Source organism: Streptomyces sp. DSM 15324 (genome assembly GCF_001514285.1).
Taxonomy (GTDB): Bacteria; Actinomycetota; Actinomycetes; order Streptomycetales; family Streptomycetaceae; genus Streptomyces.
Genome location: NZ_KQ949026.1, coordinates 380,121 through 405,363, shown reverse-complemented (window position 1 = coordinate 405,363; position 25,243 = coordinate 380,121). Strand labels below are relative to the sequence as shown.

The following is a 25,243-nucleotide window of genomic DNA, read 5'->3' as shown; positions in this document are numbered from 1 at the left end:
CAGATCCCTACAGAGGGTGCCCACATGGTGAGTGTTCAGTCCCCACCCGGTCGCCGAGAACTTTCCTTCGCCCGCCTGCTGTTGCTGCCGGCGATAGTGATGGCCGCGGTGACCGGAGCCGCCGTCGCCCTGGTGGCGGGGCCGGCGCGGCTCGCCGTCGGCGTCTGCGGAGCAGTGGCCACCCTGCTCATCACCGCGGTGGGGGCCGACGCCCGGATCCGCTGCCGCCGGCTCTGGGAACTGCGCACCGCCTCGGAGCAGCGCGTCGCCCACCTGGAGCGGCGCCTCGCCGCCCAGCAGGACGAGAACAGGTTCATCGCCAAGGAACTGGTGCCCCTCGCCGTCGAGTGGCTGCGCGGTGGAAATTCCCCCGAGGAGGTGATGCACCACCTGGGTGAACGCGAGCCGTTCTTCCACGAGATCGACGACGGACAGCGCGTGCTCGTCAAGCGGTTCCTCGACGCCATCGACTACGAGAACGCCCTGCGCGACTCCGTCCAGCGCGCCTTCGTCAACGTCGCCCGCCGCGTCCAGGCGATCGTCCATCAGCAGTGCGCGGAACTGCGGGAGATGGAGGACGACCACGGCCGCAACCCGGAGGTCTTCGACGACCTTCTCCGCATCGACCACGGCACCTCCATGATCGGCCGCCTCGCCGACTCCATCGGAGTCCTCGGCGGGGGCCGCCCCAGCCGCAGCTGGCCCGCGCCCGTGCCGCTCTACAGCGTGCTGCGCGGCGGCATGTCCCGCATCCTGGAGTACCCCCGCATCAAGCTGAACTCCATCGCCAAGGTCAACATCCGCGGCATCTCCGTCGAACCGCTCATCCACGCGATCGCCGAACTCCTCGACAACGCCACCCGGTTCTCACCCCCGAGCGCCAAGGTGCAGGTCAACGCCATCGAAGTGCAGACCGGCATCGCCATCGAGATCGAGGACGCCGGCGTCAGCCTCAGCGAGGAGTCCCGGGCCAAGACCGAGAAGATGCTCGACGACGCCATGCGCGGCGTCACCATGCAGGACCTCGGCGGTGCCCCGCGCCTCGGCCTCGCCGTCGTCGGCCGGCTGTGCACCTCCTTCAACCTCCAGGTGTCGCTGCGCACTTCGGCGTACGGCGGGGTACGCGCCGTCCTCGTCGTGCCCCGCGAGATGATGACCTCCGAGCCGGCACCCGGCTACGCCCACGGCATCGGCGCCGCCGCCGCGCAGATCGACCTGAGCAACATCGAGGGGCCCAAGCGGCCGCCCAAGCGGCGTCGGCCCACCAACCCGAAGATCCCGGCCCACGTCTCCCTCGAGGACGACGTGCCGGTCATCACCGAGTGGACCGACAAGGGCCTGCCCCAGCGCCGCTCCAAGGCGATCATCCCGATCAGCCAGCGCTACGCCGAGGCGTACGCCGCGCAGGAGGCCGCCGAGCGCGCCGAACGCGAGGGCCGGCCCGACCCGTTCGCACAGGCGCAGCCCGAACCGCCGAAGCCCAAGAAGAAGAAGCAGGAACCCGGAGTGGCCTTCGAGGCCTTCTGGGAGGGCCTGAAGAAGATCGCCCCGCCGGGTGTCCACCCCACCGACTTCACCCGCAACCCCACCGCATACCTGCACCTGATCCAGGACAAGCCCAAGCCGCCCGAGGCCGACGACGAAGGGGACCTCACGTGATCCAGCAGCGCCAGAACTTCGACTGGGTGCTCAAGGAGCTCTACGACGGCGTCCCCGGCATCGAGATGATCGTCGTGCTCTCCTCGGACGGCCTGCGCATCGCCCGCTACGCCGGTGAACCCGACGCCGCCGACCGCGTCTCGGCCGCCTGCGCGGGCATGCAGAGCCTCGCCACCGCCATCGCCCAGGAGATGGAGTGCGTCGAGGGCGACATGAACCTCATCATGATCGAGATGGACGGCGGCTACTTCTACATGATGTCCGCCGGCGCCAACGCCTATCTCGCCGTCCTGTCCGACGTGTGCTGCGAACCCGGCCGGATGAGCGCCTCCATGCGCGACCTCGTCGTCCGCATCGGGGCCCATCTGACCAGCCCGCCCCGCCGCAACGGGCTGACCGTATGACGCCTCCGCAACGCCGGCGGCGCCAGCCCCTGGCGCTCCCGCCCCCCGCACCGGCCCCGCCCGCCGCATCCCCGGCGGACCGGGAGAAGAAGCCCGACCGGCTCTACACGCTCACGGGACCCGACGGCGAGCGGGCGCCGCTCGACCTGGTGACGTTGATCGTGGCGTGTGCCGACCCCCCCTCGTCCGCCACCCCGGAACAGGCCGTGCTGCTGCGGATGTGCTCCGCCCCCCTGTCGGTGGCCGAGGTGTCCGCCTACCTCGGCCTGCCGTTCACGGTGGTGACCGTCCTGCTCACCGAGATGCTGGCGGCCGAACTGGTGCAGGCACGCGCCCCGATCGTCCGCCAGAAGCTCCCCGACCGATCCCTGCTCGAAGCGGTGATGCATGGACTTCAAAGGCTCTGACACGGTCCCCGGCCCGCGGGTCGAGGACCAGCTCCCGCAGACCACCACGGCCGCGGCGAAGATCGTCATCGTGGGCGGCTTCGGCGTCGGCAAGACGACCATGGTCGGCTCCGTCAGCGAGATCAAACCGCTGACCACCGAGGAGACCATGACCCAGGCCGGTATCGGGGTCGACGACGACTTCGGCTCCGACACCAAGACCGCCACCACCGTGGCGATGGACTTCGGGCGCATCCGCATCACCGAGCAGGTGGTGCTCTACCTCTTCGGCACCCCCGGCCAGGAACGCTTCTGGTTCCTGTGGAACGGGCTCTTCGAAGGCGCCCTCGGCGCGGTCGTCCTGGTCGACGCCCGCCGCCTGGAGGTCAGTTACGAGGTCATGGGCCGGCTGGAGGAGGGCGGAGTGCCCTTCGTCGTCGCCGTCAACACCTTCCCCGACGGCCCCCGTTACCCCCTGGAGGACCTCCGGGCCGCCCTCGACCTCGCGCCGGACGTGCCGATCGTGGAGTGCGACGCCCGCCGCCGCGCCTCCAGCCGCGACGTCCTGATGACCCTGATGCGGTTCCTGCACACCCTCTCGCTCAGAGGCAGCCTCATCTAGCCCCGGGCCCCCTTGCCCACCCCCCGACAACGGATTCCCCACAGTTGCGGAGCGACCCCTGTGACCCCTGAACACCCCACGACGACCGGACCCCACGACCTCGCCCTGGACCCCCCGCCCGGCTGCCCCGCCCATGCCACCGGCCCCGGCGGACTGACCCGGCTCTACGGCCCCGGCGCGGAGGACCTCGGTGAGCTGTACGAGCAACTGCGCGAGCAGTACGGCCCCGTGGCCCCGGTCCTGCTCCACGACGACCTGCCGATGTGGATGGTGCTCGGCCACGCCGAGAACCTCCAGATGCTGCGGACGCCCTCGACGTTCACCAAGGACACCCGCATCTGGACGCCGCAGCGCGAAGGCCGCGTCCGGCCCGACCACCCGTACATGCCGCACATCGCCTGGCAGCCGATCTGCGCCCACGCCGAGGGCGACGAGCACAAGCGGCTGCGCGGCGCGGTCACCGCGGCCATGGAGACCCTCGACGAGCGCAGTGTGCGCCGGTACATCCACCGGGCCACGCAGACCCTGGTCAACCGCTTCTGCGAGGAGGGCCGGGCCGACCTCGTCGGCCAGTTCGCCGAACACCTCCCCATGGCGGTGATGTGCCAGCTCCTCGGCATGCCCGAGGAGTACGACGACAAGATGGTCGCCTGCGCCCGGGACGCGCTCAAGGGCAGCGAGACCGCCGTCGAGAGCCACGCGTACGTCGTCGAGGCGCTGAGCCGGCTCACCGTGCGCCGCCGCGCCGCCCCCGCCGACGACTTCACCAGCCATCTCATCGCCCACCCGGCCGGGCTGAGCGACGACGAGGTCCGTGAGCACCTGCGGCTGGTGCTCTTCGCCGCCTACGAGGCCACCGTCAACCTGCTCTCCAACGTTCTGCGCATGGTCCTGACCGACCCGCGCTTCGTCGCCCGCCTCAACGGCGGCGAGATGACCGTGCCGGAGGCGGTCGAGCAGTCCCTGTGGGACGAGCCGCCGTTCAGCACGATCTTCGGCTACATGGCCAAACAGGACACCGAGCTGGGCGGCCAGCGCATCCGCGCCGGTGACGGGCTCTTCTTCGCGCCGGCCCCCGCCAACGTCGACCCCCGGGTGCGCCCCGACCTCTCCGCCCACATGCGGGGCAACCGCTCCCACCTGGCCTTCGGCCGTGGCCCCCACGAGTGCCCCGGCCAGGACATCGGACGCGCCATCGCCGACGTCGGCGTCGACGCGCTGCTGTCCCGGCTGCCGGACATCCAGCTCGCCTGCGACGAGGACGAACTGCGCTGGACGACGTCGATCGCCTCCCGGCACCTGGTGGCGCTGCCGGCGCACTTCGAGCCCAAGCCCCAGCAGGACGTCAAGCTGAAGCCGACCCACGCGGCCTCGGTGCCACCGCAACGGGCCTTCCGTCCGCTGACCATCGACCCCCGGCCGGCGTCCCCCGCGCCCGAGCCGACGGCCGCCCCGCAGCCCGCACCGGCCGTCCCCGAGCAGCCGGTCCGCCGCCCCGGCGCCTGGCAGCGGTTCCTGATCTGGTGGCGGGGCTACTGAGCCGCCGCCCGGCGGCTAACCGGCCCAACGGGCGTACGACACCCAGGACTCCAGCACCCTGCCACTGCGCAGCAGGTGACGCGCCCCGGTGACCGGATCGGTGAACTCCAGCTCCCGCGCCAGTAGTTGCAGCGGGCGCCGGAAATCACCGGCCGGCCCGGGCGGGGCCACCTCCGGGTAGAGCGGGTCGCCGAGGATCGGCACGCCCAACGCGCTCATGTGGACGCGCAGTTGATGGGTCTGACCGGTGTGGGGGACCAGCCGGTAGCGGGCCAGCCCGTCCGGCCGGTGCTCGACCGGCTCGATGTCGCTGACCGCGTTCGGCTCCCCCGGCACCTCGAACGCGGCCGGCGTGCCGCGCTCCTTCACGATCCGGCTGCGCACGGTCACCGGCCAGGCCCGCCCCGGAGCGTAGGGGGCGACGGCCTCGTACACCTTGCGCACCAGCCGGTCGCGGAACAGCGTCTGGTAGGCGCCGCGCTCCTCGGGCCGCACCGTGAACAGCACGAGTCCGGCGGTGAGCCGGTCCAGGCGGTGTGCCGCGCCCAGGGCGGGGATGCCGAGCTCCCGCCGGAGCCGGGCCAGCGCGGTCTCGGTGACATGGCTGCCGCGCGGGGTGGTGGCCAGGAAGTGCGGCTTGTCCACGACGACGATGTGCTCGTCGCGGTGCACGACCTCCAGCGGGAACGGCACCGGCACCTCGGCGGCCGGCTCCCGGTGGAACCACACGAACATGCCCGGTACGTACGGGGCGTCCGGGGACACCGCCGTCCCGTCGGCGCCGACCATCAGCCCGGCCCGCAGCATCCCGTCGACGACCCCGGCGCCCGCCCCGGTGAGCCGCTCCACCAGGTGGTCCCGCACGGTGGCCCAGTGCCCCTCGCCCGGCAACCGCACCCGCACCGGATCGATCCCGTCGCGCTGCGGCAGGGGGGAGGGCGGGGGAGGGGTGCGGCGTCTCATCGGGGTCCAGGGTACGACCGGAAAAACCCGTTGTCCGGGACGGGCGCCGTTGGCAGGATGCGCCCCATGCCGTCCACCGCCGCCACGGTGCTGCCCGCCGGAACCCTGTCCGCAGCCCCGCAGCCCGTCCTGGCCACCGGGGACGGACTCGTCCTGCGCCCGTGGCGGGCCGAGGACGCCCCCGCCGTCCACGCCGTCTTCCAGGATCCGCTCATCCACCAGTGGCACCTCAGAGCCGCCGAGTCGCTGGCGGAGGTCGCCGGGTGGATCGAGGAGTGGCAGCGGGCCTGGAGCGGTGAGCGCAACGCCCAGTGGGCCGTCGCCGACGCGGACACCGACCGGGTCCGGGGGCGGGTGGCGCTGCGCGAGATCGCCTTGGACGAGGGGACGGCCGAGGTGGCGTACTGGACCGCTCCGGAGGCCCGCGGAAACGGCACGGCGGCCCGCGCCACCGCGGCACTCGCCCGCTGGGCCCTCGACGAGATCGGCTTCCACCGTCTGGAGCTGTCGCACGCCACCGCCAACGAGGCCTCCTGCCGTGTCGCGACGAAGGCCGGATTCGTCCTGGAGGGCACCAGGCGCAGCGCCGCCCTGCACCGGGACGGCTGGCACGACATGCATCTCCACGCGCGCGTGCAGGGTGACTGAGGGCCGTCACCCGATCGTGGTCATCATCCGGGCACACACCCCCACAAGGGGCATTCGCGGCGCATGATGCGACCTCGGCCACGCTCGCCCGGGGGACCCATGCGCCAGACCGCCACCGCTTTTCTGCTCGCCGTCGTGTTCGCTTTCACGGGCTGCTCCGGGGGGAGCGGTGACACGGACGCCGAGCCCGGAGCCGGCCCTGCGGCGCGGACACCTTCGGCGACACCCGGGAGGTTGCGCCCTGTCTGGGGGCCCAGGCTCGAGGCCGCCACCGGCACGCGGGGCGAGGGCACGTCGGCCTGCCGGATGCCGTCGAGCGACGCCTGCGCCGGATACGCGCGCGCCGTCATGAAGGTCGTCGCGGGCCTGGAGGACGCGATCGAGAAGTCGGGCCGCGCGTACCCGAAGGCGCGGGCCCAGATCGCCAGGATGAAGGCCGCGCAGGCGGCGTACGTGGCCGGCGGGTGCCACGGGGACGTCACGGCGGACGATCCGAACTCGCGGTGTCATGGGGTGGTGGCCGTCACCATCGGGGCGTCCACCCTGGACGTGACGCTGCTGACCGACGAGGCCGGCCTGCGGGCCCACGGCCGGGAGCCAAAGGGCGCTGTCAGTGGTGGCGCATAGTCTGCTCGCATCACTGTTCACGCATGCTGCTGGCTGCGCACGCTGAACGCACCGATGCCCCGCCCGATGGACAGCGCCAACGGCGGGGCATCGCTGTGTCGCGTCGCTTGCCGGGTTGCTTTCCGGGTCACTCCACGCGCAGGTCGCGACGGCGGACGGTCCGGTAGAGGAGGCCGGTCACCACCGTGACCAGCAGGAACAGCACGGTGAACCACTGGAAGTACCAGTGGCCGCCCGCCGGGTCGTACACCGCCGCGCGGGGCCAGGCCAGGTTGACGGTCATCAGCAGGCCGTAGAGCAGGGCGAGAACGTTGACGGGGATGCCCCAGCGGCCCAGCGAGAACAGCGGGGCGCCCCGCTCGTCGGTGCCGGCCGAGGAGAACCCGCCGCGCAGCCGGCGCACCAGCAGCGGGCCGGTGACCATCGCGTAGGCGAGGTACAGCATCACGATGCAGGTGGTGCCGATGGCCAGGAAGGCGTCCGGCGAGGCGAAGTTCAGCAGGAGCAGGGCCGCCGCGAGGACGCCGACGACCAGGGCGGGGGCGCTCGGCATGCCGGTGCGCGGGTTCACCCGGGCCAGGCGCGCGGAGAACGGGAGCTGACCGTCGCGGGCCATGGAGAACAGCATCCGGCAGGCCGCCGTCTGGATGGCGAGCGTGGCCACGGCGATCGCCACCACCACGTCCGCGAGGAGCACCTTGCCGACGCCGTCGCCGAGGCTGCTGGTCAGGACGTAGGACAGTCCGTCGACGCCGAGGCGCCCGTCGGTGAGGCTGGGCGCGGCGAGCAGTCCGCCGAGCACGATCAGCCCGCCGAGCAGCCCCGCCGCGCCGAGCGCGGTGAGGATCGTGCGGGGCGCCGTACGGCGGGGGTGGTGGGTCTCCTCGCTCATCTCGCCCGCGCTGTCGAAGCCGATCATCACGTACGCGGCGGTGAACGAGCCCACCGCGAGCGCCCCGAACAGGCCCGACTGGGCGGCGCCCGTGGTGTGGAAGGTGATGCCGGGCGTGCGCTCGGAGTGGGTGAGCAGCAGGACGACGATGAGGACCGCGCCGATGATCTCGGCGGTGACCCCGACCCGGTTGATCACCGACATCACCCGGTTGTCGACGACGTTGACGGCGGTGGTCAGGGCCAGCAGGATCACGCCGAGCAGGGCCGCGTTGGCCGCGCCGTCGGGGGAGACCGGCGAGGGGTCGGTGCCGATCAGCTGGAAGCCGGACCAGATCGCCGGCAGCACCATCTGCAGGGCGAGCGCGGCGGCCGCGACGACGACGATCTGGCCGATGACCATGATCCAGCCTGCGAACCAGCCGAACGACGGCGTCGACAGCCGCGACGACCACTGGTAGATCGCGCCGGAGATCGGATAGCGGGCCGCCAGTTCCGCGAAGCAGGCGGCCACCAGCAGCTGCCCGAGCAGCACCACCGGCCAGGCCCAGAAGAAGACGGGGCCGCCGAACGCGTACCCGAAGGCGAAGAACTGGAAGACCGTCGTCAGGACGGAGATGAAGGAGAAGCCGGCGGCGAACGAGGCGTAGCGGCCCAGACTGCGGTGGAGTTCCTGGCGGTAGCCGAACTCGGCGAGGGAGCGGTCGTCCGGGGCGGGGGCGTGGGCGGGGGAGTGCGGCGGGTCTGGGCGTACGTCGGCGGGGGAGCTGGTGGTCACGGCGGCACCTGCCTTGGGCGCGAATTCCTGTCGGGCGACAGAAATTAGGGACGCCCTGTTTCACAGGTGTCACGCCGTCGTGTCCGGGGCGGGCCCAAGTCCTCACGCTCCCCCCAAGGGGGCTACGCGGCCGGTGCCGCGCCCTCCTGCTCGGCCTCCACGCGCGCGTTCCAGTCCCGCTTCGAGGCCTGCCAGCCGTCCTCGTTGTGGCCGAGCCGCCAGTAGCCGGAGATCGACAGATCCTCGCGCGGCACCGCCAGCTCGACGCGGAGCAGTCGGCGCAGCTCCTTCACGGCCGCCGCCTCGCCGTGCACGAAGGCGTGCACGCGGCCCTCGGGGAACTCCAGCGCGGTCACGGCCTCGACCAGCCGCTCACCGACCGGCCGGCCGTCGCGGTGCAGCCAGACGACCTCCACGTCGGAGTCGATCTTCTGCTCCTCCTGGGGGCCGTCGACCTCGATGAAGGCGTGCGCCACCGCACCGGAGGGCAGCGACTCCAGCGCGGCCGCGATGGCCGGCAGGGCGCTCTCGTCACCGGCGAACAGATGCCAGTCGGCCCCGGTGTCGGGGGTGTAGGCGCCGCCGGGGCCCATGAAGCGGACGGTCTCGCCCGGCTGGACGCGCGCCGCCCACGGCCCGGCCAGGCCCTCGTCGCCGTGGATCACGAAGTCCAGGGTCAGTTCGCGGTGTTCGGGGTTCCAGGCCCGCACGGTGTACGTCCGGGTCACGGGCCACTGCTCGCGCGGGAACTCGGCGCGGATCCGCTCCAGGTCGAAGGGCTCGGGGTAGGTCACACCCCCGGGGCCGAAGAGGAGCTTCACGTAGTGGTCCGTGCAGGTGCCCGCCGAGAACTCGGCCAGGCCCTCGCCGCCGAGCACCACACGCTGCATGTGCGGGGTCAGCCGTTCGGTGCGGACGACCTGCGCGGCGTGGGGCGTGCGCGGCGTGCGTGCCGGACGTTCTGCCATGACGGCCTCCCATGCTCTATGGTTAGGTTTACCTAAGTTAGCACCTTTCCCCCCGGCGGCGCCTCCCCCGGACGAGGTGCGGCGAGAGCATGACTCATGCGCCGGCCGCCCCGGTCGACCCCAGGGTCAGCAGCAGGCGCTGCAGTGAACCGCCGAGCCCCCAGCGCTCCGCGAGCGCCTCCAGTGTCGCCCCGTCCCGTGGCGCGTGGGGCAAAGAAACGTTCACGTCCGGCAGCGGGACGTCGCCGGCGACCCTGACCACCCGGGGGGCGACCGCGACGTACGGCCGCGCCTCGTGAAGCCGCCTGCGCTGCGCGGGGGTGAGCTTCGCCTTCGGGTCGTCGACCGCCGCCATGATCCCGGCGAGGTCGCCGAATTCGGCCAGCAGCTTGGCCGCCGTCTTCTCCCCGATGCCCGGCACCCCCGGCAGTCCGTCGCTCGGGTCGCCGCGCAGCAGCGCGAGATCGGCGTAACCGCGCCCGTCGACCCCGTACTTCTCTCGCAGCCACGCCTCGTCGGTCGTCTGGAGCGTGCCGACGCCCTTGAGCGGGTACAGCACCCGCACCCCGCGCGCGTCGTCCACCAGCTGGTACAGGTCGCGGTCGCCAGTGACGATGTCGACGGGGCCCGTCGCCCGCGCGGTGAACGTGCCGATCACGTCGTCCGCCTCGTAGCCGGCGACCCCCACCCGTGCGATGCCCAGCGCGTCCAGCACCGCCTCGATCACCGGCACCTGGGGCGAGAGCGTGTCCGGCACCTCCTCCTCGTCCGGTCCCACCGGGCGCTCCTCGGCGACGCGGTGCGCCTTGTAGGAGGGGATGAGGTCGACCCGCCACTTCGGGCGCCAGTCGGCGTCCATGCAGGCCACCAGCTCGTCCGGCCGGTGGTCCTTGACCAGGCGGTCGATGAAGTCGAGCAGTCCGCGCACGGCGTTCACCGGAGTGCCGTCCGGCGCCTTCACGGAGTCCGGGACGCCGAAGTAGGCGCGGAAGTAGAGCGATGGGGTGTCTAGCAAAAGGCGCTTTACCGATCTGGTGGTCATGCGGTCAGGATCGCACTGCTGCCCGCTGGACGTGCGAGAACGACGAACGCCCCCGGATATCCCGAGGGCGTTCGTGTGGCCGTCTGGGGTCAGAAGGCCGATCTCACCGAGGGAGTGGCCGGGCTGGTGGAGAGGGTCACCGGATGCTGGTCGGGCCCTTCCGCACCGCCCGTGCGAACGCTGCCGCACCGGTTGTCCCTCTCCGAACTGCCAGAGGCGGAACTGGCCGACGGACTGCGGATTCCGCTGGGGCTCGACGAGACGACCCTGTTGCCGGTGTGGCACGACTTCAGCCGTACGCCGCACCTGATCGCCGTCGGCGACACGGAGAGCGGGAAGACCAACCTGCTGCGGCTGGTCGCCTCGGCCGTCACCGCCCGCTACACGCCCAGCGAGGCCCGCGTCCTGGCGGTGGACTACCGTCGCACGCTGGTCGAGGCGGTGCCGGAGGAATACCGCCTCGGGCACGCGGGGTCGCTTGATGCCCTGCGGGAGCTGGTGAGCGGTTCGGACCGGGCCATCAAGACCCGCATGCCCGGACCGGACAGCACTCCGGCCCGGATGCGCCTCGCGGACTGGTGGACGGGGCCCAGACCAGGCTAGGAGGGTACCGCGATCCGCGTCGGCCTCTTCTCATAGGAGAACACCGCAGCGACCACGACCGTCACCGGCTTGACCGCGGGTGCGGGACCGGTCAGTTTCGTGGTCGGGGTCGACGACGGTTTGGCCACGGGCAGCACAGCGGTGAGCGTGGCGACACGGCCCTGCTTCAGGGTGGCAACCAGGCTGACGACCTTCCCTCCCGGCTGCCTGGACATCTCCCGCAGCCAGGCACGGTCGGCGGGGCGCTGGTGGGCGGCGAGCCGGGCGGTGTCGACTCCCAGCTGGTACTCGATGTGCTGGCCGCTGTCGTCGGAGGTGACCACCGGCTGCGAGGTCACGACGGCGTCGGGCCACCGGGTGCCGTCCAGCAGGACCATCAGCTGGAACGGGTCCAGCCCCGGTGCCTGGATCTGCGGCATCGACTGCGGGGCGGTCCGTCCGTCATCGGTGAGGTCGCGTCCGCTACCCGCGAGGGTCTTGTGGTTCCGGCCCTCGAAGAAGGTGTCCCCGGCCCGTACGGCGACGACGGTGGTGTCGCCGGCCACGGTCAGTGATGTCTCGCCGGTCCTGCGCGGGAACTCCCAGGTGAGCGTTCCCTTTCCCTGGGTCACCGCGACGGTGCCCGACTGGACGGTCTCGGTGACCGCCGCCGTAACAGCGGGGAGGGCAGTGATGTGTTGATAGGCACCGCGCAGTTCGTCGACGACCTGCTGCTGAGCGCTCGGCGCGGCGGCGGTGTAGGCGCAGCCGGCGGTCAGGACGGGAGCCAGACCACCGGCGGCGAGGCGGGCGAGCCTCACGGCGCCTCACCAGGGGCGAAGTCGCCGGTCATGGAGCTGACCAGCCACTTGCCCTCACTGTTCCTGATCAGCGTGGCCGTGTAGTTCATGACGTTCACGGGGTGGGCGGTGGCCCAGCTTCCGTTCACCTTCTGCTGGAACTTCGCCCAGATGGTGACCTCGGCCTGAACGGTCGCGGTGGCTCCGGAGACGCCGACCCGGGTGAAGACCACCTTCGACGCGCCGCTGCCCAGGTTGCGGAAGCCGGGGTCCGCCTCCGCGGTGACGGCGTTGTGCAGGCCGTTCTCCTCCTTTTTGGCCTGGGCGGGCGTGAAGTAACGGCCGAGCAGCGACACCCCGTCGGAAAGCTGCTTCTTGCGCGCGGTGGCTGCGACCATCGGGGCGGGCTCACCGGCGGCGAGCTTGGAGGTGTCACCGACGGCGGAAGCGGGGGGTGCCTGGACGGCACGGGAGGCCTTTACGGCTGCGGTGAAGGCGCTCTTGACCCCGGACAGCTCCCGGGAGTCGGACTTGACCAGACCGTCGACGGTGTCCTGGCCGCCGGCCGCGGATCCGGCGCCGCCGAGGGCGATGACACCACCGGCGACCGCAACGGCCAGGGCTCCGGCCAGCGCGGGCGTCCTTGAGGTGTTCTTGGTGGGGGGCACTGCTACCTCCGAGGTGCAGGATCGTTCAGCCGGGGGGTCAGTTCGCGGCGTCAATGTCCATGAAGTAGATCGTGGTCGTCGCCCAGGCCGCGTTGTATGGCTTGAGGGACCAGAAGGCGTGGTAGCGGTTCGTGGTGTGCTGGTCCACGTAGTTGCCCTTCCAGCCGGGGCTGCTTGGGTCGACGCCGTGGCCGACCTGCATGGACGCGTGGCTGACGCCCTCGCCCTGACCCCAGTCGTAGAACAGGACGTCGCCGGCCGTCACCTTGTCGGGCGTCCAGTAGTCGGTCGACGACCCCGGGGCGGTGCCCGCGGGATGGCCGCCGGGATTGTCCGCGATCAGGAAACGGTAGTAACCGTCCGCAGCGGCCCAGGCGTTGGCCCACGTGAAGTCGTCGTTGTGGGTGCCCGCGCCCTTGATCCACCAGGACTTGTCACTGGACGCGTTGGTGTAGGCGTTCCGGAAAGGGTACTTGCCGCCGATGTGAGCGGCCTGGGACACGAAGTTGGTACAGTCCCCACCGAATACGGGGTAGGCCGGGGTGTTGTTCTGGATCGCGTATGTGTCCGCGTACTTGGCCGCCCCGGCGCCGTCGTAGGCCACGGCCGGGCCGGTCGCGAGGCACAGAGTGGAAACGGTGAGGGCGAAGGTCAGGGTGGAGGCGAGATGACGCCGAACCCGTGAAGTGGGCACAGTGGTTCTCCCGTTGCGACGTGCTGGTCATGCACCTTGTCGTGGGCTGTGAGAGTACAGTGAAGATCCTGGGGTGAAAAACTTCTGGCAGGGTGTGGATTGATTCGGATCCGTCCCCGATTTCCCCTCCCAACTCAGCGCATTCGCCCATAACTTGATCGACCGATGGCTTGCGGATCGGTACGGTTCCGAGACCTGTCGCTGTCACATTTGTGAGCGTCGGCGCCAAGCACATCGGCGACGAGGCCTCAAGCGTCGGCTTTCAACCGGGAGCGAGACACCGGCGACCCAGTGGTCCCCGAGGTCCGCAGCCATGCGCAGCAGGGCGTAGGCGGCGGCGAACCGGACAGCGCGGGTGCTGTGCTCGGTCATGGTGAAGGGACTCCTCATCTTGCTGGCCGGGTGCAGGTGACGGTGGTGCTGTACGGATGGCGCTCGGATCGTGAGCGAGCCGATCGCTCATGGGCGGCCGTGACGGCGGGGCCGGCCTCCACTGACCCCGTGCTCTTGGCCGCGACGGGAGAGGTTGGTAGTGAAGTGCGGCGTCAGGCCGCCCCGCGGGTCTTCGGCGCGGGTGCCGTCGACGCGGCAGGCGAGTTGCTCGTCGCGCTGGACCGCCGGGAAGGGGTGCCGTGGATGCTCCGGAGGTCGGCCGTACACGCGTCGCACAGGAAGCGGCATACCCCCTGCTGCCCTATGAATTACGGCGCCTGACCACGCGTCACTGATCCTCACCCGCGGAGCAGCGCGAGGAGATCGGGGTGGCCGGTGAGTGCCTCGGTGAGGAACTGCTGCGCGATGGGCGCATGGCTCTCGATGTCGACGGTGCCCCAGTCGATGCCGCCGAAGGGTGGCTGGGGGTCGTACTCGATCAGGAGCTGTATCTCCCGGGCGGTCTGCTCGTCGGTCATGCGGCTCACGAGGTGGAGCGCCATGTCGATGCCCGCCGAGACGCCGGCGGCCGTGAGGTACGGGCCGTCCTCCACCCAGCGTTCGGCGACCGGTGTCGCCCCGAAGGCGGTGAGCAGGTCCCGGAACATCCAGTGGGTGGTGGCGCGGCGGCCGTCCAGCAGCCCCGCGGCGCCCAGCAGCAGGGAGCCGGTGCAGACGGAGCCGACGACCTCCGCGTTCGCCGCCACCCGGCGAATGCCGTCGAGCAGGCGCTGGTCCGCCATGGCCGAAAGCGTGGAGACCGGACCCCCGGGTACCACCACCGCGTAGGGGTCTATGGTGTAGTCGAAGGTGCTGTCGGGCACCACGTCGAGCGGGGTGTCGGTCCCCATCACCCGGAGCCGCTCGCCCACGACCACCACCCGAAAGCCGTCGCGGACGCTCTGCAGCGCCGAGAACACCTGCAACGGTCCGACCAGGTCCAGGAGCGTGAGCCCCGGGTAGGCGACGAAGGCGATGGTCCGCGTCGGCTGCGACGGCTGTGTCCGCGGCGTCGGCTGGGCAGCGGAGGTGAGGGACATGTCGTGCTCCCAGGTTCGGGGCCGCTCGGGGCGGTGGTGGGCGGGGCCGCTCGGGGGTACGGCTGCGGGCCGTCCGGGGAGCGGCCAGGGCGTAGGGGCATACGTAAAGGCCTGCTGCATTGCGACGGCACGTTCCCTTTCATGTCCGGCCGGCCGGACATCAGTCCTTCTCTACTGGTCCACTTCGGAGAAGGACGTGCCGTACATCGCGTCGCAGGGACCGGTGGCGGCCTCCAATTGCCGCAGGGAGATGTTCAGCGCGTGCAGAAGGGAGAGTGTCTGGCGGAAATTCCCCGGCCACCGGTTCTCCGCCTCGGCCTTGAGGTATTCGGTGGTGTCCATTTTGATGGTCCGGGTCAGCCGCGGCACGCTGAACTGCCGGGCGAGTCGGTGCTCGGCCAGGGTGCGGGGTTCGTCGATGCCCATCAGTTCGGTGGTCCGGCACCAGAGGACGTCCGCGAGGGCGAACAGCTCGTTCTCGGTGGGGCGGTACGTGCCGCTCTCCCAGGCGCCGACCAGTTCGGGATCGACAGGGGCGCCTAGCACCGTCATCTCCCTGGCCACATCGTGCGGCAACATTCCCAGGTGCCGACGTGCGGACAGGGCGTTGGCTGAGTTGAACAACGGTCGGTCCATGCCTCGGTGCTTCCGTGCGGGTGCGGGCCATTCCCGCGGTGGTCCGGATGGCGCCACCGGGGAGGAACGGCTTAAGAGTGGGTTCGACTTCCTTGCCGACGCGCGACGTTGCGCTTTCGGCGGCTGCAAGAGGCAGCCGGGCTCGACAGCGAGCTCCCCCGCCGTCCGGGATTGCTGCCGGATCGGCTCGAACGCATCGGGGCGAGGGTGCTCGGCCCAGGCGGCCAGGCAGGTGGCCGGCGGTCTCCCCGGAACGGGGGGTGTGTCCTGAGGTGACCGGCCGGCGGTGGCCGCCTCGGTGCTCGGGAGATCGGGTGGCCGTCCGTCACATTACGTCTGTCCCGCAGCTGTTGTGATCCGTCGAAGGTGGGGGAGGGACGAAGAGGAAAGTGATTTTCCCCTTTGGGCATGCGGTTCAGGGGTGCTTAAAAAAAGGCCGGATCATTTAATGGGTGAAAGCTCAGAATTTGCTCAACAGCCTTTAGTTACTTCGGAGTTGGGCCCTAATGTCATGCCAATCTCTCCCAGCGACTCATCACCCAAGGAGCAGACTCATGGCAGGCGGCGGACAGCAGTCGAGTGCACAGTCGACCCGGAACGGCATCCAGGCACTGGAATCCGCTCGCAACGGCGTCACGCGGTGCCGTCAGGACGTGGATGCCACCCGTGACAACCTCACCGACGGACACATCTACGTCGCCTACTCCCACGTGCAGAACGCGGCGGACGACATGGTCAGCCAGACCAGGGCGATCGCCGCCACCCTGGCGAATCTGGAGGCGGAACTCAGCGAGCTGAAGAGCACCTGGTACGGCGCCGACGCCGACGTCTACCGGCAGAAGCAGGCCGCGCGGGACCAGGGTGCCGTGCGGAACATGGAGCAGCTGCTCACCTCGCACGCCGGCCTGCTGACGGACATCTCCGCCAACTACAAGTACAGCGAGAACTCCCTGTCCCAGATGTGGTCCGAGGTCACCATGGGCCGCTGAGCCACCCACAGCCGGCGCGAGCACTCCCCCTCGCTCGCGCCACCGCCCGCCGCCCGGCCCCCGTTCCGGGCGGCGGGCGAGTACTCAGGAGACTGACAGTGACCGATCTCGATCTGACGCACCTCAACGCCAGGGAACTGAACAGGTTCATCGAAGAGGTGGCCGAGTTCAGCAAGGCGCTGAAGGCGATCCGCGAGGACACGTCCTCCGTGCCCGCGCTCAGGAGTCTGGTGGAGGGACGCACCACTGGCGACACGCTGAACCAGAACCCGGTCCTCGCCGTCGGCACCATGGCCGGCGACGAACTGACGCACGGCAAGACCCTGGTCGAGGGGCTGACCAAGGCAGCCAAGTCCGTCGACGACGTCTTCGCGGCACAGCAGACCCTGTTCAAGGACATCGAGAGCGACCTGCAGACGACCATCGACACGCTGACTACTGGGCCGGCTTCACCGAGGAGCTGGCTGCATAGGAAGGTCTGCACGAAACAGGCTGCCTGAGCGGTGCCTTTGGGTACGAGGAACGGCTGGGCACCACAGCCGTCCGACGATGAGCAAGCAGCAGAGCCGGACCCGAGGCCGCCGGTCAGATGAGTCCGCTGCGGATGGCGTACGACACCGCTTGCACGCGGTTGCGCTGCCCGAGGCGGATCTGCACGGCGGAGAGGATGTTCTTGATGGTGCGCTCGGAGTAGCTCAGCTTGGCGGCGATCTCCGGCAGGGTGAATCCTTCCGAGAGCAGCTGTAGAACAGTGATCTCCCGGCTGCTGAGCCCGGAGGCGGTCAGGCCCCTGGGGCCAAGGACCTCGCGTTGGATGCGGTCCATCTGATCCATCAGCCTTCCCTGGACGACCGGCGGCAGATACGCCCGCCCTGCCACCACGTCACACACCGCCCGCGCCAGCGCTGCCGCATCCACCTCGGCACGCCACAGCACCGCCCGTATCCCATGCGCTGCGACGGCTGCCGGGTCAGCGTGCCAGCCGCCGCTCACCACCAGCACAAAGCGACTGCCCGCCGGTGCGGGTAGACCGCGCAGCAGTTCCAGCGCCGAGGAATCGACCGCCTTGACCGCGACCACCACGGTCATGGCCTCCGCCATGGCCGTCAGGGTGATCTGGGGACTCTCCTCCAAGCACGTCATCAGACCGATCTTGGTCAGCGGATCTGCGGCGTGCACGGCTGCACGGACTGTTCTCAATGCCTTCCGCCCAAGGGCAGGGCGCTGTGCGCGTTCAGCGCGGGCTGTCCGCCGAGGTGGGCGCAGAGCACGGTCGAGTCGTCTTCGATCTCACCGCGTGTGACGAGGTCGATCATCGCGGCCATCGACTTCCCCTCGTGGACGGTGTCGGTGACCATGCTCTCCGTGCGTCGGCGCCGGCGGGGTCGTCGGTCTTGAGCAGGAAGGGCTCGACGGACGCCAGGAAGGCGGCCTTCGCCACCCGGCCCGAACCGTAGGTGCCCAGGTGGCGGCCCGCCTCACCGGTGCCCGTGGAGAAGCCGACGAGGACGGCGTCCGTCAGGGCCGGCGTGGTCAGCACCTTGTCGAGGTCGGCGGCGAAGGTGTCGTAGTCGTTGCCCTTGGTCGGCTGCGAGGAGCGGCCGAAGTCGCGCCGGTCGTAGGTGATGACCGGGTGGCCGGCCTCCATCAGGGCGGGCACCTGCCGCTCCCAGGAGTGGCCGTCGAGCGCACAGCCGGGTATGAGCACGACGGGCTGTCCGGTGCCGTGGTCCTCGTAGGAGAGCTCGATGGGCGCGCTGTTCTCTTGGCCGACGGTGATGTACGGCATGTCGGTTCCCCACCATGGACGGGAGTTCGGGTACTGGGTCCAGCGCACCACGAGCGAGGGGACCTCACCAGGCAGAAAGCCAGGCAGAAGTAGACCGCGCTTACTGTAATGTCGTGATGACCAGTCATGCTTCCGACACGTCCCCAGGCGGCACTCCCTTCGGGGTGATGCTGCGATCCCTGCGCCGGGCCGCCCGGATGACCCTGGAAGAACTGTCCGGGGCGTCCGGAGTCAGTGTCCGCGCGCTCGGCGACATGGAGCGCGGACGCAGCCGCGGACCGCAGCGCCGTACCGTCGACGCGCTCGCGGCCGCGCTCGCGCTGGACGGCGAGCAGCGCGAGCGCCTCCAGCGCCTGGCCGACGCCGGCCGGGAACGCGGCGGCCCGAGCCCGTCGCCGTATCTCCTGCGCACCGTCGCCGACTTCACCGGCCGGGAGCAGGAGCTGGCGGATCTGGAGGCGCTCGTCACCGGTGCCGGCACCCGGGCCGTGGTGCTGTTCGGGCCGGGCGGGCAGGGCAAGACGACACTCGCCGCGGAGGCCGCCAGGCGGCTGGCCGGGCACTTCCCGGACGGCTGTGTCAGCGTGCGGCTGCACGGCATGAGCGACGCGCCGCTGCCCGCCGCCGAGGCGTTGGTCCTGTTGCTGACGGCCCTCGGTCATCCCCCCGAGCGGATCCCGGTGGACTCGGTCGCCCGGGAAGCCGTCTACCGGGCCACCCTGGGCGCCCGGCGGGCCCTGGTCGTCCTCGACGACGCGGCCGACGAGGAACGCACCAGGCCGCTGCTGCCGGACGCCGAGGGCAGTTTCGTGCTGGTCACCAGCAGACGGCCGCTGGCCGGTCTGGAAGGCGTACGGCGGATCAGGCTCGGCGGGCTCAGCGGCCACGAGTCGGCGGCGCTGCTGGAGCGGATCCTCGGGGCCGCGCGCACCGGCGGCCAGTCCCAGGCGATCGCCCGGCTGACCGGGCTGTGCGGGCATCTGCCGCTGGCCCTGCGGATCGTCGGCAACCGCCTCTCCAGCCGGCCGGGCTGGCCGCCGTCCCGTCTGGCCGACCAACTCGGCGACGAGGAACGGCGGTTGAACGGACTGATCGCGGGCGACCTCGCCGTGCGCAGCGCCCTCGCCCTCTCCTACGGCCAGCTCACCGGCCCCCACCGGCTGCTGTTGCGCCGGCTCGCCCTGCTGCCCGGCCGCGACACCGGCCCGGACCTGGCCGCCCTCCTGACCGGCGACGACGACCCGCTCGCGGTCGAGGACTCCCTCGACCTGCTGGTCGACCGCGGTCTGCTGGAAGAACCGACACCCGGCCGCTACGACCTGCACGACCTGGTACGGCTCTTCGCCCGCGAGCAACTGCACGCCGAGGAGACGGAGTCGGCGGTCGCGGAAGTCCGGCTCCGCATGGCCGACTGGCTCCTGCGCTCGGCCTCCGCGGCGGGCCGCTGGTTCGAGGCGCCCGGCGCGCCGGAGCCGTGGCCGGGCGAGCCCGCCCCCTTCACCCCCGAGTCCGCCGAGGAGGCGGAGGAGTGGCTGAGAGCCGAACGCGCCCACTGGGTCGGGGCATTGCCCCTCATGTCCGCGGCGGACCGGCACGCGGAGATCCTCCACACGGCCCGCACCCTGTACTGGTTCTCCGACCGCTGGGAGAAGTCGCCCGAGTGGCGGACCCTGTTCACGTACGGCGTCCGGTCCGCGGCCGCCCTCGGCGACCGCGCGGCTGAGGCGCACCAGCTGAACTGCCTGGCATGGGCGCACTGGGTGGGCGCCTACGAGTACGCGCGCTGCGAGGAACTCGCCCGGCAGGCCCTGCGTTTGGCGGAGGAGACCGGCGAGACGGCACTCCAAGCCTGGGCATGGAGCTACATCAGCAGTGCCTGCATGAATCTGGGCCGCCCCGCGGAGGCGGCCGAGTCGGCAGGGAAGTCGGTGGAGCTCTTCGAGGCCATCAATGACACCACCGGCGCGGCGATCACGCGGCGGAAGCTCGCCAGCGCACTGCGCGAGGCCGGCCGCCCCGAGGAGGCGCTGGCCATCCACCGCTCCTTGCTCGGCGGCTCCGCCGGAGACGTACCAGGCCTCAACGCCGTCTCCCAGGCCCTCATCCAGACCGAGATGGCCTACGACCTGTCGGCCCTGCACCGCTGGCCCGAGGCGGTGCAGGCCTTCCGGGCCATCACTGCCCCGCCCGCCTACAAGGACAGCGACCACTTCCGCGCCACGGTCCACTCCGGCCTGGCCGCGGCCCTGGAACACATCGGCGAACTCCCCGAGGCCCACGAGCACTACATCCGGGCGCACCGCCTGTTCACCGAGATAGGCGACAGCAAATCCGCCGCCGGGACGGCAACGTCGATCGACCGGACCCGCTCAGCGGGGAAGGCCGGGCAGCAGGTCGCTCCCGGCAACGTGAGCGGTCAGCCGGGGGCGGGGTCGTAGCCGGGGTCGGCTGAGATCCGCCGGCCTGGCGGCCGGGCCGGCCGAGCAGCGGGTCGCCTCCGGCGGCGCAAGCCGTCAGACGCGGCCGTGGGCGGCGCCGGGGGTCGGGGTCGCCTGGTATCCGGTAATCCGGTGGCCGGGCAGGCCGGGCCGCAAGTCGCTCCGCGGCCGGGGCCGGGGTCGGCCGGGATCCGGTGGCCGGGCAGGCCAGGCGACAAGTCGCTCCCAGCGATGTGAGCGGTCAGACGCGGCCGTGGGCGGCGCGGGGGTCGGGGTCGCCTGGTATCCGGTAATCCGGTGGCCGGGCAGGCCGGGCCGCAAGTCGCTCCCGGCGCCGCGAGCCGTCAGACGGGGGGTGGGGTCGTAGCGGGGTCGGGCTCGGATCCGGTAGTCCGTCGACGGCGTCCCCTTCGTCCTGGAGGCCGTCTCGGGCGTGAGGCCACACAACAAGCCCTGGCACACGCCTCGGGCAATCGCAGGCCGAGTAGGGTAATCAGCCGGTCCACCGCCGAGGTGGCCCCCGAGCCGCAGAACAGGACGCAGACGCTGTCGTCGGCGCCGATCGCCTGTGCGACCAGGCGTCTGGCCTCCTCGCGCCGAGCCGTGGTGACCCGGCCGGTCAGCGTCGCCTCCGTGTGTGTATTGGCGTAGCGCGGAACGACCTCATCGCGGATGGCGTCCTCGACGAACGTGAGCGCCCGCCCGCTCGCGGTCCAGTCGGCATAGACCAGAGGACAGGGCCCGTACGGCCCCGCCACCTCCGTCGTCCTTCCCACCATGGCCGCGCGCGTGCGCCGTATCAGCTCGGATTCGGCGGCCTCGGGAGCCGGCGGGGGGATCGGCATCAGCCCGGGACAGTGATCACCCGGGACGTCTCCGGATGTAAGCGACGGTGTACGCATAGCCGGATTCCTCAGCTCTCTCGTGCAGTGAGCTCACGCTGACTCCTGACACCGGGCGGGCAGGTGCCTCGGTGGGGTGCCGTCGGCCGCCACCGACACGGGAAGGATGCGCCCGAGCGGCACAACTGCTCATCAGCGAGCTCCACCAGCCTCAATACCGGTGAAGCTAAGGCACCCCACAGGCCCCTCTGAGCACTCGGCAGCGGGAAAGGGCGGGACGGGAAGGTGATCGTCCCGTTCGGGCCTGCCTTCAGCCATCCGGTCTCCGAGTACACGGACCGATCTCGCGCTTGGCGTCATGGCCTGAAACGTGAAGCGCCTGACTCCGTCCGGGGCCTGCTGCTGGACCGGGAGCTGAACCCTGCGGTCCAGGATCGCCATTCCCGCTGGGCCACTGGGTCAGGCGCGGGCCTGCGATGCAGGGCGGATACACGAAAGGGCAACTTCTCAGGGACCGATGGCTCAGAAATTCCTCAATCGGAACCGCTCCCCATGGGGTTGAGCTCTAACTTCATGCCAATCTCTCCCAGCGACTCATCACACCCAGGAGCAGCCCAATGGCAGGCGGCGGACAGCAGTCGAGTGCACAGTCGACCCGGAACGGCATTCAGGCACTGGAGGCCGCTCGCAACGGCGTCACGCGGTGCCGTGAGGACGTGGATGCCACCCGTGGCAACCTCTCCGCGGCGTACCAGGGCAGTGACGGAGGGCAGTTCGGTGAGCTGCTGAGGATGTGGGACGAGCAGTGCGGCGTCATCCAGAAGAACCTCCAGGACATGGTCGACGCGCTCGAACTGAGCCTGAAACAGCACCAGCAGACCCAGACCTCCGCGGGAGAGGCCATCACCCACGCCTCCCACGCCTCGGATGCGGTCTTCCAGCAGCTGACCGGCTGATCCGCGCGCCGCCCCCTCCCCGCACCGACGACCGAGACGAGACTTCTGATGAGTGACAACCTCACCGACGGACACATCTACGTCGCCTACTCCCACGTGCAGAACGCGGCGGACGACATGGTCAGCCAGACCAGGGCGATCGCCGCCACCCTGGCGAATCTGGAGGCGGAACTCAGCGAGCTGAAGAGCACCTGGTACGGCGCCGACGCCGACGTCTACCGGCAGAAGCAGGCCGCGTGGGACCAGGCCGTGCGGAACATGGAGCAGCTGCTCACCTCGCACGCCGGCCTGCTGACGGACATCTCCGCCAACTACAAGTACAGCGAGAACTCCCTGTCCCAGATGTGGTCCGAGGTCACCATCGGCCGCTGAGCCACCCACAGCCGGCGCGAGCACTCCCCCTCGCTCGCGCCACCGCCCGCCGCCCGGCGCCCCGTTCCGGGCGGCGGGCGAGTACTCAGGAGACTGACAGTGACCGATCTCGATCTGACGCACCTCAACGCCGGGGAACTGAAAAGGTTCATCGAAGAGGTGGCCGAGTTCAGCAGGGCGCTGAAGGCGATCCGCGAGGACACGTCCTCCGTGCCCGCGCTCAGGAGTCTGGTGGAGGGACGCACCACTGGCGACACGCTGAACCAGAACCCGGTCCTCGCCGTGGGCACCATGGCCGGCGACGAGCTGACGCACGGCAAGACCCTGGTCGAGGGGCTGACCAAGGCAGCCAAGTCCGTCGACGACGTCTTCGCGGCACAGCAGATCCTGTTCAAGGACATCGAGAGCGACCTGCAGAGGACCATCGACACGCTGCTGAGGAACCAGAGCGACAGTCTGACCGCCATCGAGGGCGAGAAGCTGCTCGACGCCTTCTCGGACGTCGACAACGACCTGGCCGACCGTCCGACCTCCCGATCCTGAGCCGTCCCCCCTCCTCCTCCCGGGAGTTCCCCGCTGTGGCTGACAACACCTCCGAAGACGACTACTGGTCCCGGGCCGTGTCCCTCTTCACCGGGTACACCATGCCCGAACGGGGCAAGCTGTTCGAGAAGCTCAAGAGCGGCGAGGGTGTCCCCCTCTTCCGGCACGGCATCCAGTCCCTTGACATGAGGGCCGTGCAGCAGGGCGACCTCGGCCTGCGGCAGGGCGTCCAAGGCCGAAACCAGCGCAAGGGCGAGGACTACGACATAGTCTTCTACTCCTCCTCGGGCGGTGACGGCAGTCACGACGGCGGCATGAAGATGCATCGGGTCCGGATCGTGATGATCGGCGTCATCCCCGACGCGAATGGCCGGGCCACGTTCTTCTCCGAGAGAGACGACCCCCTGGGCGAGGGGTGGGGTGACAACAACACCTTCACCGGCATCGAAAAAATCCAGTGGGACGCGTCCGACATGGCCCGGTACATCTTCGGAGGCAGGAGAGCGCTGGGGGCGCTCACCGATGAGTACAGCACCAAGGACTTCAGCTACGCCGGACAGTCCGTGCCGGACAGCAGCGCCGTCGATCTGCTGTCGTTCACCCGTACGGCGCAGTCGTTCGACAGGGCGAAAGCATTCCTCGTACAACAGGCGGAGACGCTGGGGCAGTGGGAGAAGGCCCTGGGCTCGGAGCGGTCCGCCTGGCGCGGAAAGGCCGCCGGGGTCTTCCGCGGGCTGGTCAAACAGCTGCACACGAACTACGCCGGTTACGCCGACCAGCTCGGGGGCAAGGGCTACCAGGGCGCACACCTCACGGTCGACGGCTATCTGCCCACGTCCAAACCTGGTCACGCGGTCACGGTCGCGCAGCGCAATCTGCTCGCCCAGGCGAAGACGTTGGAGTACGCGTGGCAGGACTGGGCCGACTCCGGTTTGCATGACCCGCACCGCGTGGTCAACGGCCTGCTGGACGACCTGGTCACGTGGCTGATCGCCAACAACCTCCCCCATGTGCTGAAGCGCGACGGCGGGAGCGGCCCGATGGGCTCGCAGCTGGCCTCGACCTATTCCAGTACTGCCGCCTTCCGCCAGGTCCATCCCGTCTACGGGGACCTGACGAAGGACTCGGCATGGAAGAGACTGGGCGAGAGGGCCGTCAAGATATGGCGGGAGACTCAGGATGCCTACCTCGAGACGCCGGCCCGCAACGCCCTGTCGCGTCTCGGCAATCAATGGCTGCAGACCTCGAAGGACGTCGTAGTCGCGCTGCGGACCAGGGACACCACCCCTCTGACCGAGGCATACAGGAAGGAGGAGGCTCGGCTCGCGAAGGAGAAGGCCGAGAAGGAGGGCGACTCCCTCAGCAAGACCCTCGACAGCCTTGGCGGCTTCGGCAAACAGATGAACAAGGCCATGGAGGACTTCGGCAACAACATGGGCAAGGGGCTGGGGGGCTTCGGTAACCAGCTGAACAAGGGCCTGAACGACTTCGGCCAGGGCATGAACAAGAACCTGAACGACTTCGGCGAAGGCATGAGCAAGGGCCTGAACGGTGCCACCAAGGGCATCGGTGACAACGTCAGCAGCCTGAACAAGGGTCTGAACGACTTCGGCCAGGGCCTGAACAAGGGCCTGAACGGGGCCACCAAGGGCATCGGCGACACCGTCAGCAGCCTGAACCAGGGGGGTATCGGCGGCTACCTGGGCGGAATCCTCGGCGGCAACGGGAACCCCACGCACAGCTCCGATCCGTCGGCCAAGAACACCGCCGGCGGCATCAGGAATCCCGACGGCAGCACCACCGTGCTGAACCCGGACGGCTCACTGACCACCAAATACCCGGACGGGTCGGTCCACACCGTCAACCCCGACGGGACCATCCCCATGCCGCAGCCATTTCCGTCACCGGGCACAGTCACCACGCCCAGCGGCTCCA

Annotated in this window: 25 protein-coding genes and 3 pseudogenes; 15 read left to right on the top strand and 13 right to left on the bottom strand. The window is 70.3% G+C overall.

What is annotated here, in order from left to right; all coding sequences use genetic code 11:
- Window positions 1-24: 24 nt before the first annotated feature.
- From AQJ58_RS15865 to AQJ58_RS15845, 5 genes are read left to right on the top strand one after another with little or no spacing between them, the layout of a single operon-like run.
- Complete coding sequence (locus AQJ58_RS15865) at window positions 25-1,659, top strand: sensor histidine kinase (protein ID WP_199844594.1); 1,635 nt, start codon at window positions 25-27, stop codon at window positions 1,657-1,659.
- Window positions 1,656-2,063, top strand: a complete 408-nt coding sequence (locus AQJ58_RS15860) for a roadblock/LC7 domain-containing protein (RefSeq protein ID WP_067250463.1) — start codon at window positions 1,656-1,658, stop codon at window positions 2,061-2,063. Before AQJ58_RS15865 ends, AQJ58_RS15860 begins: the two co-directional genes overlap by 4 nt.
- Complete coding sequence (locus AQJ58_RS15855) at window positions 2,060-2,470, top strand: DUF742 domain-containing protein (RefSeq protein WP_067250461.1); 411 nt, start codon at window positions 2,060-2,062, stop codon at window positions 2,468-2,470. The genes AQJ58_RS15860 and AQJ58_RS15855 overlap by 4 nt, the downstream gene beginning before the upstream one ends.
- Window positions 2,451-3,071: a GTP-binding protein gene (locus tag AQJ58_RS15850; protein ID WP_067250458.1), complete on the top strand. Its 621-nt coding sequence runs from the start codon at window positions 2,451-2,453 to the stop codon at window positions 3,069-3,071. Before AQJ58_RS15855 ends, AQJ58_RS15850 begins: the two co-directional genes overlap by 20 nt.
- Window positions 3,072-3,131: 60 nt before the next feature.
- Entirely contained in the window at window positions 3,132-4,610 is a 1,479-nt protein-coding gene (locus AQJ58_RS15845; protein ID WP_067250456.1) for a cytochrome P450, read from the top strand.
- Between the two features lie 15 nt (window positions 4,611-4,625).
- Here AQJ58_RS15845 and AQJ58_RS15840 read toward each other — a convergent pair whose 3' ends face one another.
- On the bottom strand, window positions 4,626-5,573 hold the full coding sequence (locus tag AQJ58_RS15840) for an RluA family pseudouridine synthase (RefSeq protein WP_067250453.1): 948 nt from the start codon (window positions 5,571-5,573) through the stop codon (window positions 4,626-4,628).
- Window positions 5,574-5,639: 66 nt separating this feature from the next.
- Between AQJ58_RS15840 and AQJ58_RS15835 the strand changes: the two genes are divergently transcribed.
- Both AQJ58_RS15835 and AQJ58_RS43320 read left to right on the top strand, forming a co-directional pair.
- On the top strand, window positions 5,640-6,221 hold the full coding sequence (locus AQJ58_RS15835; protein ID WP_067250452.1) for a GNAT family N-acetyltransferase: 582 nt from the start codon (window positions 5,640-5,642) through the stop codon (window positions 6,219-6,221).
- 306 nt (window positions 6,222-6,527) lie between these two features.
- Window positions 6,528-6,848: a hypothetical protein gene (locus AQJ58_RS43320; protein ID WP_159056251.1), complete on the top strand. Its 321-nt coding sequence runs from the start codon at window positions 6,528-6,530 to the stop codon at window positions 6,846-6,848.
- A gap of 127 nt (window positions 6,849-6,975) precedes the next feature.
- Here AQJ58_RS43320 and AQJ58_RS15825 read toward each other — a convergent pair whose 3' ends face one another.
- The 3 genes from AQJ58_RS15825 to AQJ58_RS15815 all read right to left on the bottom strand — a co-directional run bounded on the left by AQJ58_RS15825 (window position 6,976) and on the right by AQJ58_RS15815 (window position 10,527).
- Window positions 6,976-8,517: an amino acid permease gene (locus AQJ58_RS15825; RefSeq protein WP_067250447.1), complete on the bottom strand. Its 1,542-nt coding sequence runs from the start codon at window positions 8,515-8,517 to the stop codon at window positions 6,976-6,978.
- 122 nt (window positions 8,518-8,639) lie between these two features.
- On the bottom strand, window positions 8,640-9,485 hold the full coding sequence (locus AQJ58_RS15820; RefSeq protein ID WP_067250444.1) for a siderophore-interacting protein: 846 nt from the start codon (window positions 9,483-9,485) through the stop codon (window positions 8,640-8,642).
- Window positions 9,486-9,579: 94 nt separating this feature from the next.
- A complete protein-coding gene (locus AQJ58_RS15815; protein ID WP_067250441.1) occupies window positions 9,580-10,527 on the bottom strand; it encodes a 5'-3' exonuclease in 948 nt (315 codons plus the stop codon).
- Between the two features lie 102 nt (window positions 10,528-10,629).
- On the opposite strand from AQJ58_RS15815, the pseudogene AQJ58_RS15810 reads away from it, so the two are divergent.
- Window positions 10,630-11,121 (top strand): annotated as a pseudogene (locus tag AQJ58_RS15810) (FtsK/SpoIIIE domain-containing protein); the annotation flags it as partial.
- Between the two features lie 5 nt (window positions 11,122-11,126).
- On the opposite strand, the gene AQJ58_RS15805 reads toward AQJ58_RS15810, so the two are convergent.
- The 5 genes from AQJ58_RS15805 to AQJ58_RS15785 form a co-directional block, all read right to left on the bottom strand.
- Entirely contained in the window at window positions 11,127-11,930 is an 804-nt protein-coding gene (locus AQJ58_RS15805; RefSeq protein WP_067250435.1) for a hypothetical protein, read from the bottom strand.
- On the bottom strand, window positions 11,927-12,577 hold the full coding sequence (locus AQJ58_RS15800) for a hypothetical protein (protein WP_067250433.1): 651 nt from the start codon (window positions 12,575-12,577) through the stop codon (window positions 11,927-11,929). The genes AQJ58_RS15805 and AQJ58_RS15800 overlap by 4 nt, the downstream gene beginning before the upstream one ends.
- A gap of 37 nt (window positions 12,578-12,614) precedes the next feature.
- Entirely contained in the window at window positions 12,615-13,271 is a 657-nt protein-coding gene (locus AQJ58_RS15795) for an amidase domain-containing protein (protein ID WP_067250430.1), read from the bottom strand.
- Between the two features lie 731 nt (window positions 13,272-14,002).
- Entirely contained in the window at window positions 14,003-14,743 is a 741-nt protein-coding gene (locus AQJ58_RS15790) for a DJ-1/PfpI family protein (RefSeq protein ID WP_067250427.1), read from the bottom strand.
- Window positions 14,744-14,914: 171 nt separating this feature from the next.
- Window positions 14,915-15,289: an XRE family transcriptional regulator gene (locus AQJ58_RS15785; RefSeq protein WP_159056250.1), complete on the bottom strand. Its 375-nt coding sequence runs from the start codon at window positions 15,287-15,289 to the stop codon at window positions 14,915-14,917.
- A 743-nt stretch (window positions 15,290-16,032) separates the two neighbouring features.
- On the opposite strand from AQJ58_RS15785, the gene AQJ58_RS44420 reads away from it, so the two are divergent.
- Complete coding sequence (locus tag AQJ58_RS44420) at window positions 16,033-16,368, top strand: WXG100 family type VII secretion target (protein ID WP_067250929.1); 336 nt, start codon at window positions 16,033-16,035, stop codon at window positions 16,366-16,368.
- A 98-nt stretch (window positions 16,369-16,466) separates the two neighbouring features.
- Window positions 16,467-16,868, top strand: a complete 402-nt coding sequence (locus AQJ58_RS15775; RefSeq protein WP_067250422.1) for a type VII secretion system-associated protein — start codon at window positions 16,467-16,469, stop codon at window positions 16,866-16,868.
- A gap of 85 nt (window positions 16,869-16,953) precedes the next feature.
- Here AQJ58_RS15775 and AQJ58_RS15770 read toward each other — a convergent pair whose 3' ends face one another.
- From AQJ58_RS15770 to AQJ58_RS15765, 3 genes and pseudogenes are all read right to left on the bottom strand, one after another.
- Window positions 16,954-17,547, bottom strand: coding sequence for a response regulator transcription factor (locus AQJ58_RS15770; protein ID WP_079078950.1), 594 nt, complete (start codon window positions 17,545-17,547; stop codon window positions 16,954-16,956).
- A gap of 17 nt (window positions 17,548-17,564) precedes the next feature.
- Window positions 17,565-17,750: pseudogene (locus AQJ58_RS45345) on the bottom strand (aminocyclopropane-1-carboxylate deaminase/D-cysteine desulfhydrase family protein); the annotation flags it as partial.
- Window positions 17,738-18,157, bottom strand: a pseudogene (locus tag AQJ58_RS15765) (alpha/beta fold hydrolase); the annotation flags it as partial. The pseudogenes AQJ58_RS15765 and AQJ58_RS45345, both read right to left, overlap by 13 nt.
- A 167-nt stretch (window positions 18,158-18,324) precedes the next feature.
- On the opposite strand from AQJ58_RS15765, the gene AQJ58_RS15760 reads away from it, so the two are divergent.
- Complete coding sequence (locus AQJ58_RS15760) at window positions 18,325-20,595, top strand: helix-turn-helix domain-containing protein (RefSeq protein WP_234360065.1); 2,271 nt, start codon at window positions 18,325-18,327, stop codon at window positions 20,593-20,595.
- Between the two features lie 344 nt (window positions 20,596-20,939).
- Here the strand turns inward: AQJ58_RS15760 and AQJ58_RS45870 are convergent, their stop codons facing one another.
- Entirely contained in the window at window positions 20,940-21,374 is a 435-nt protein-coding gene (locus AQJ58_RS45870; protein WP_420712157.1) for an aminotransferase class V-fold PLP-dependent enzyme, read from the bottom strand.
- A 779-nt stretch (window positions 21,375-22,153) separates the two neighbouring features.
- Between AQJ58_RS45870 and AQJ58_RS15755 the strand changes: the two genes are divergently transcribed.
- The 4 genes from AQJ58_RS15755 to AQJ58_RS15740 form a co-directional block, all read left to right on the top strand.
- Complete coding sequence (locus AQJ58_RS15755; RefSeq protein ID WP_234360064.1) at window positions 22,154-22,393, top strand: hypothetical protein; 240 nt, start codon at window positions 22,154-22,156, stop codon at window positions 22,391-22,393.
- Between the two features lie 48 nt (window positions 22,394-22,441).
- Window positions 22,442-22,765 carry a WXG100 family type VII secretion target gene (locus AQJ58_RS15750; RefSeq protein ID WP_067250417.1) on the top strand — a complete coding sequence of 108 codons (324 nt, stop codon included), beginning with the start codon at window positions 22,442-22,444 and terminating at the stop codon, window positions 22,763-22,765.
- 99 nt (window positions 22,766-22,864) lie between these two features.
- Complete coding sequence (locus tag AQJ58_RS15745) at window positions 22,865-23,308, top strand: type VII secretion system-associated protein (RefSeq protein WP_067250414.1); 444 nt, start codon at window positions 22,865-22,867, stop codon at window positions 23,306-23,308.
- Between the two features lie 35 nt (window positions 23,309-23,343).
- A partial coding sequence (locus AQJ58_RS15740) for an AAWKG family protein (protein ID WP_199844593.1) occupies window positions 23,344-25,243 on the top strand: 1,900 nt, incomplete at its 3' end.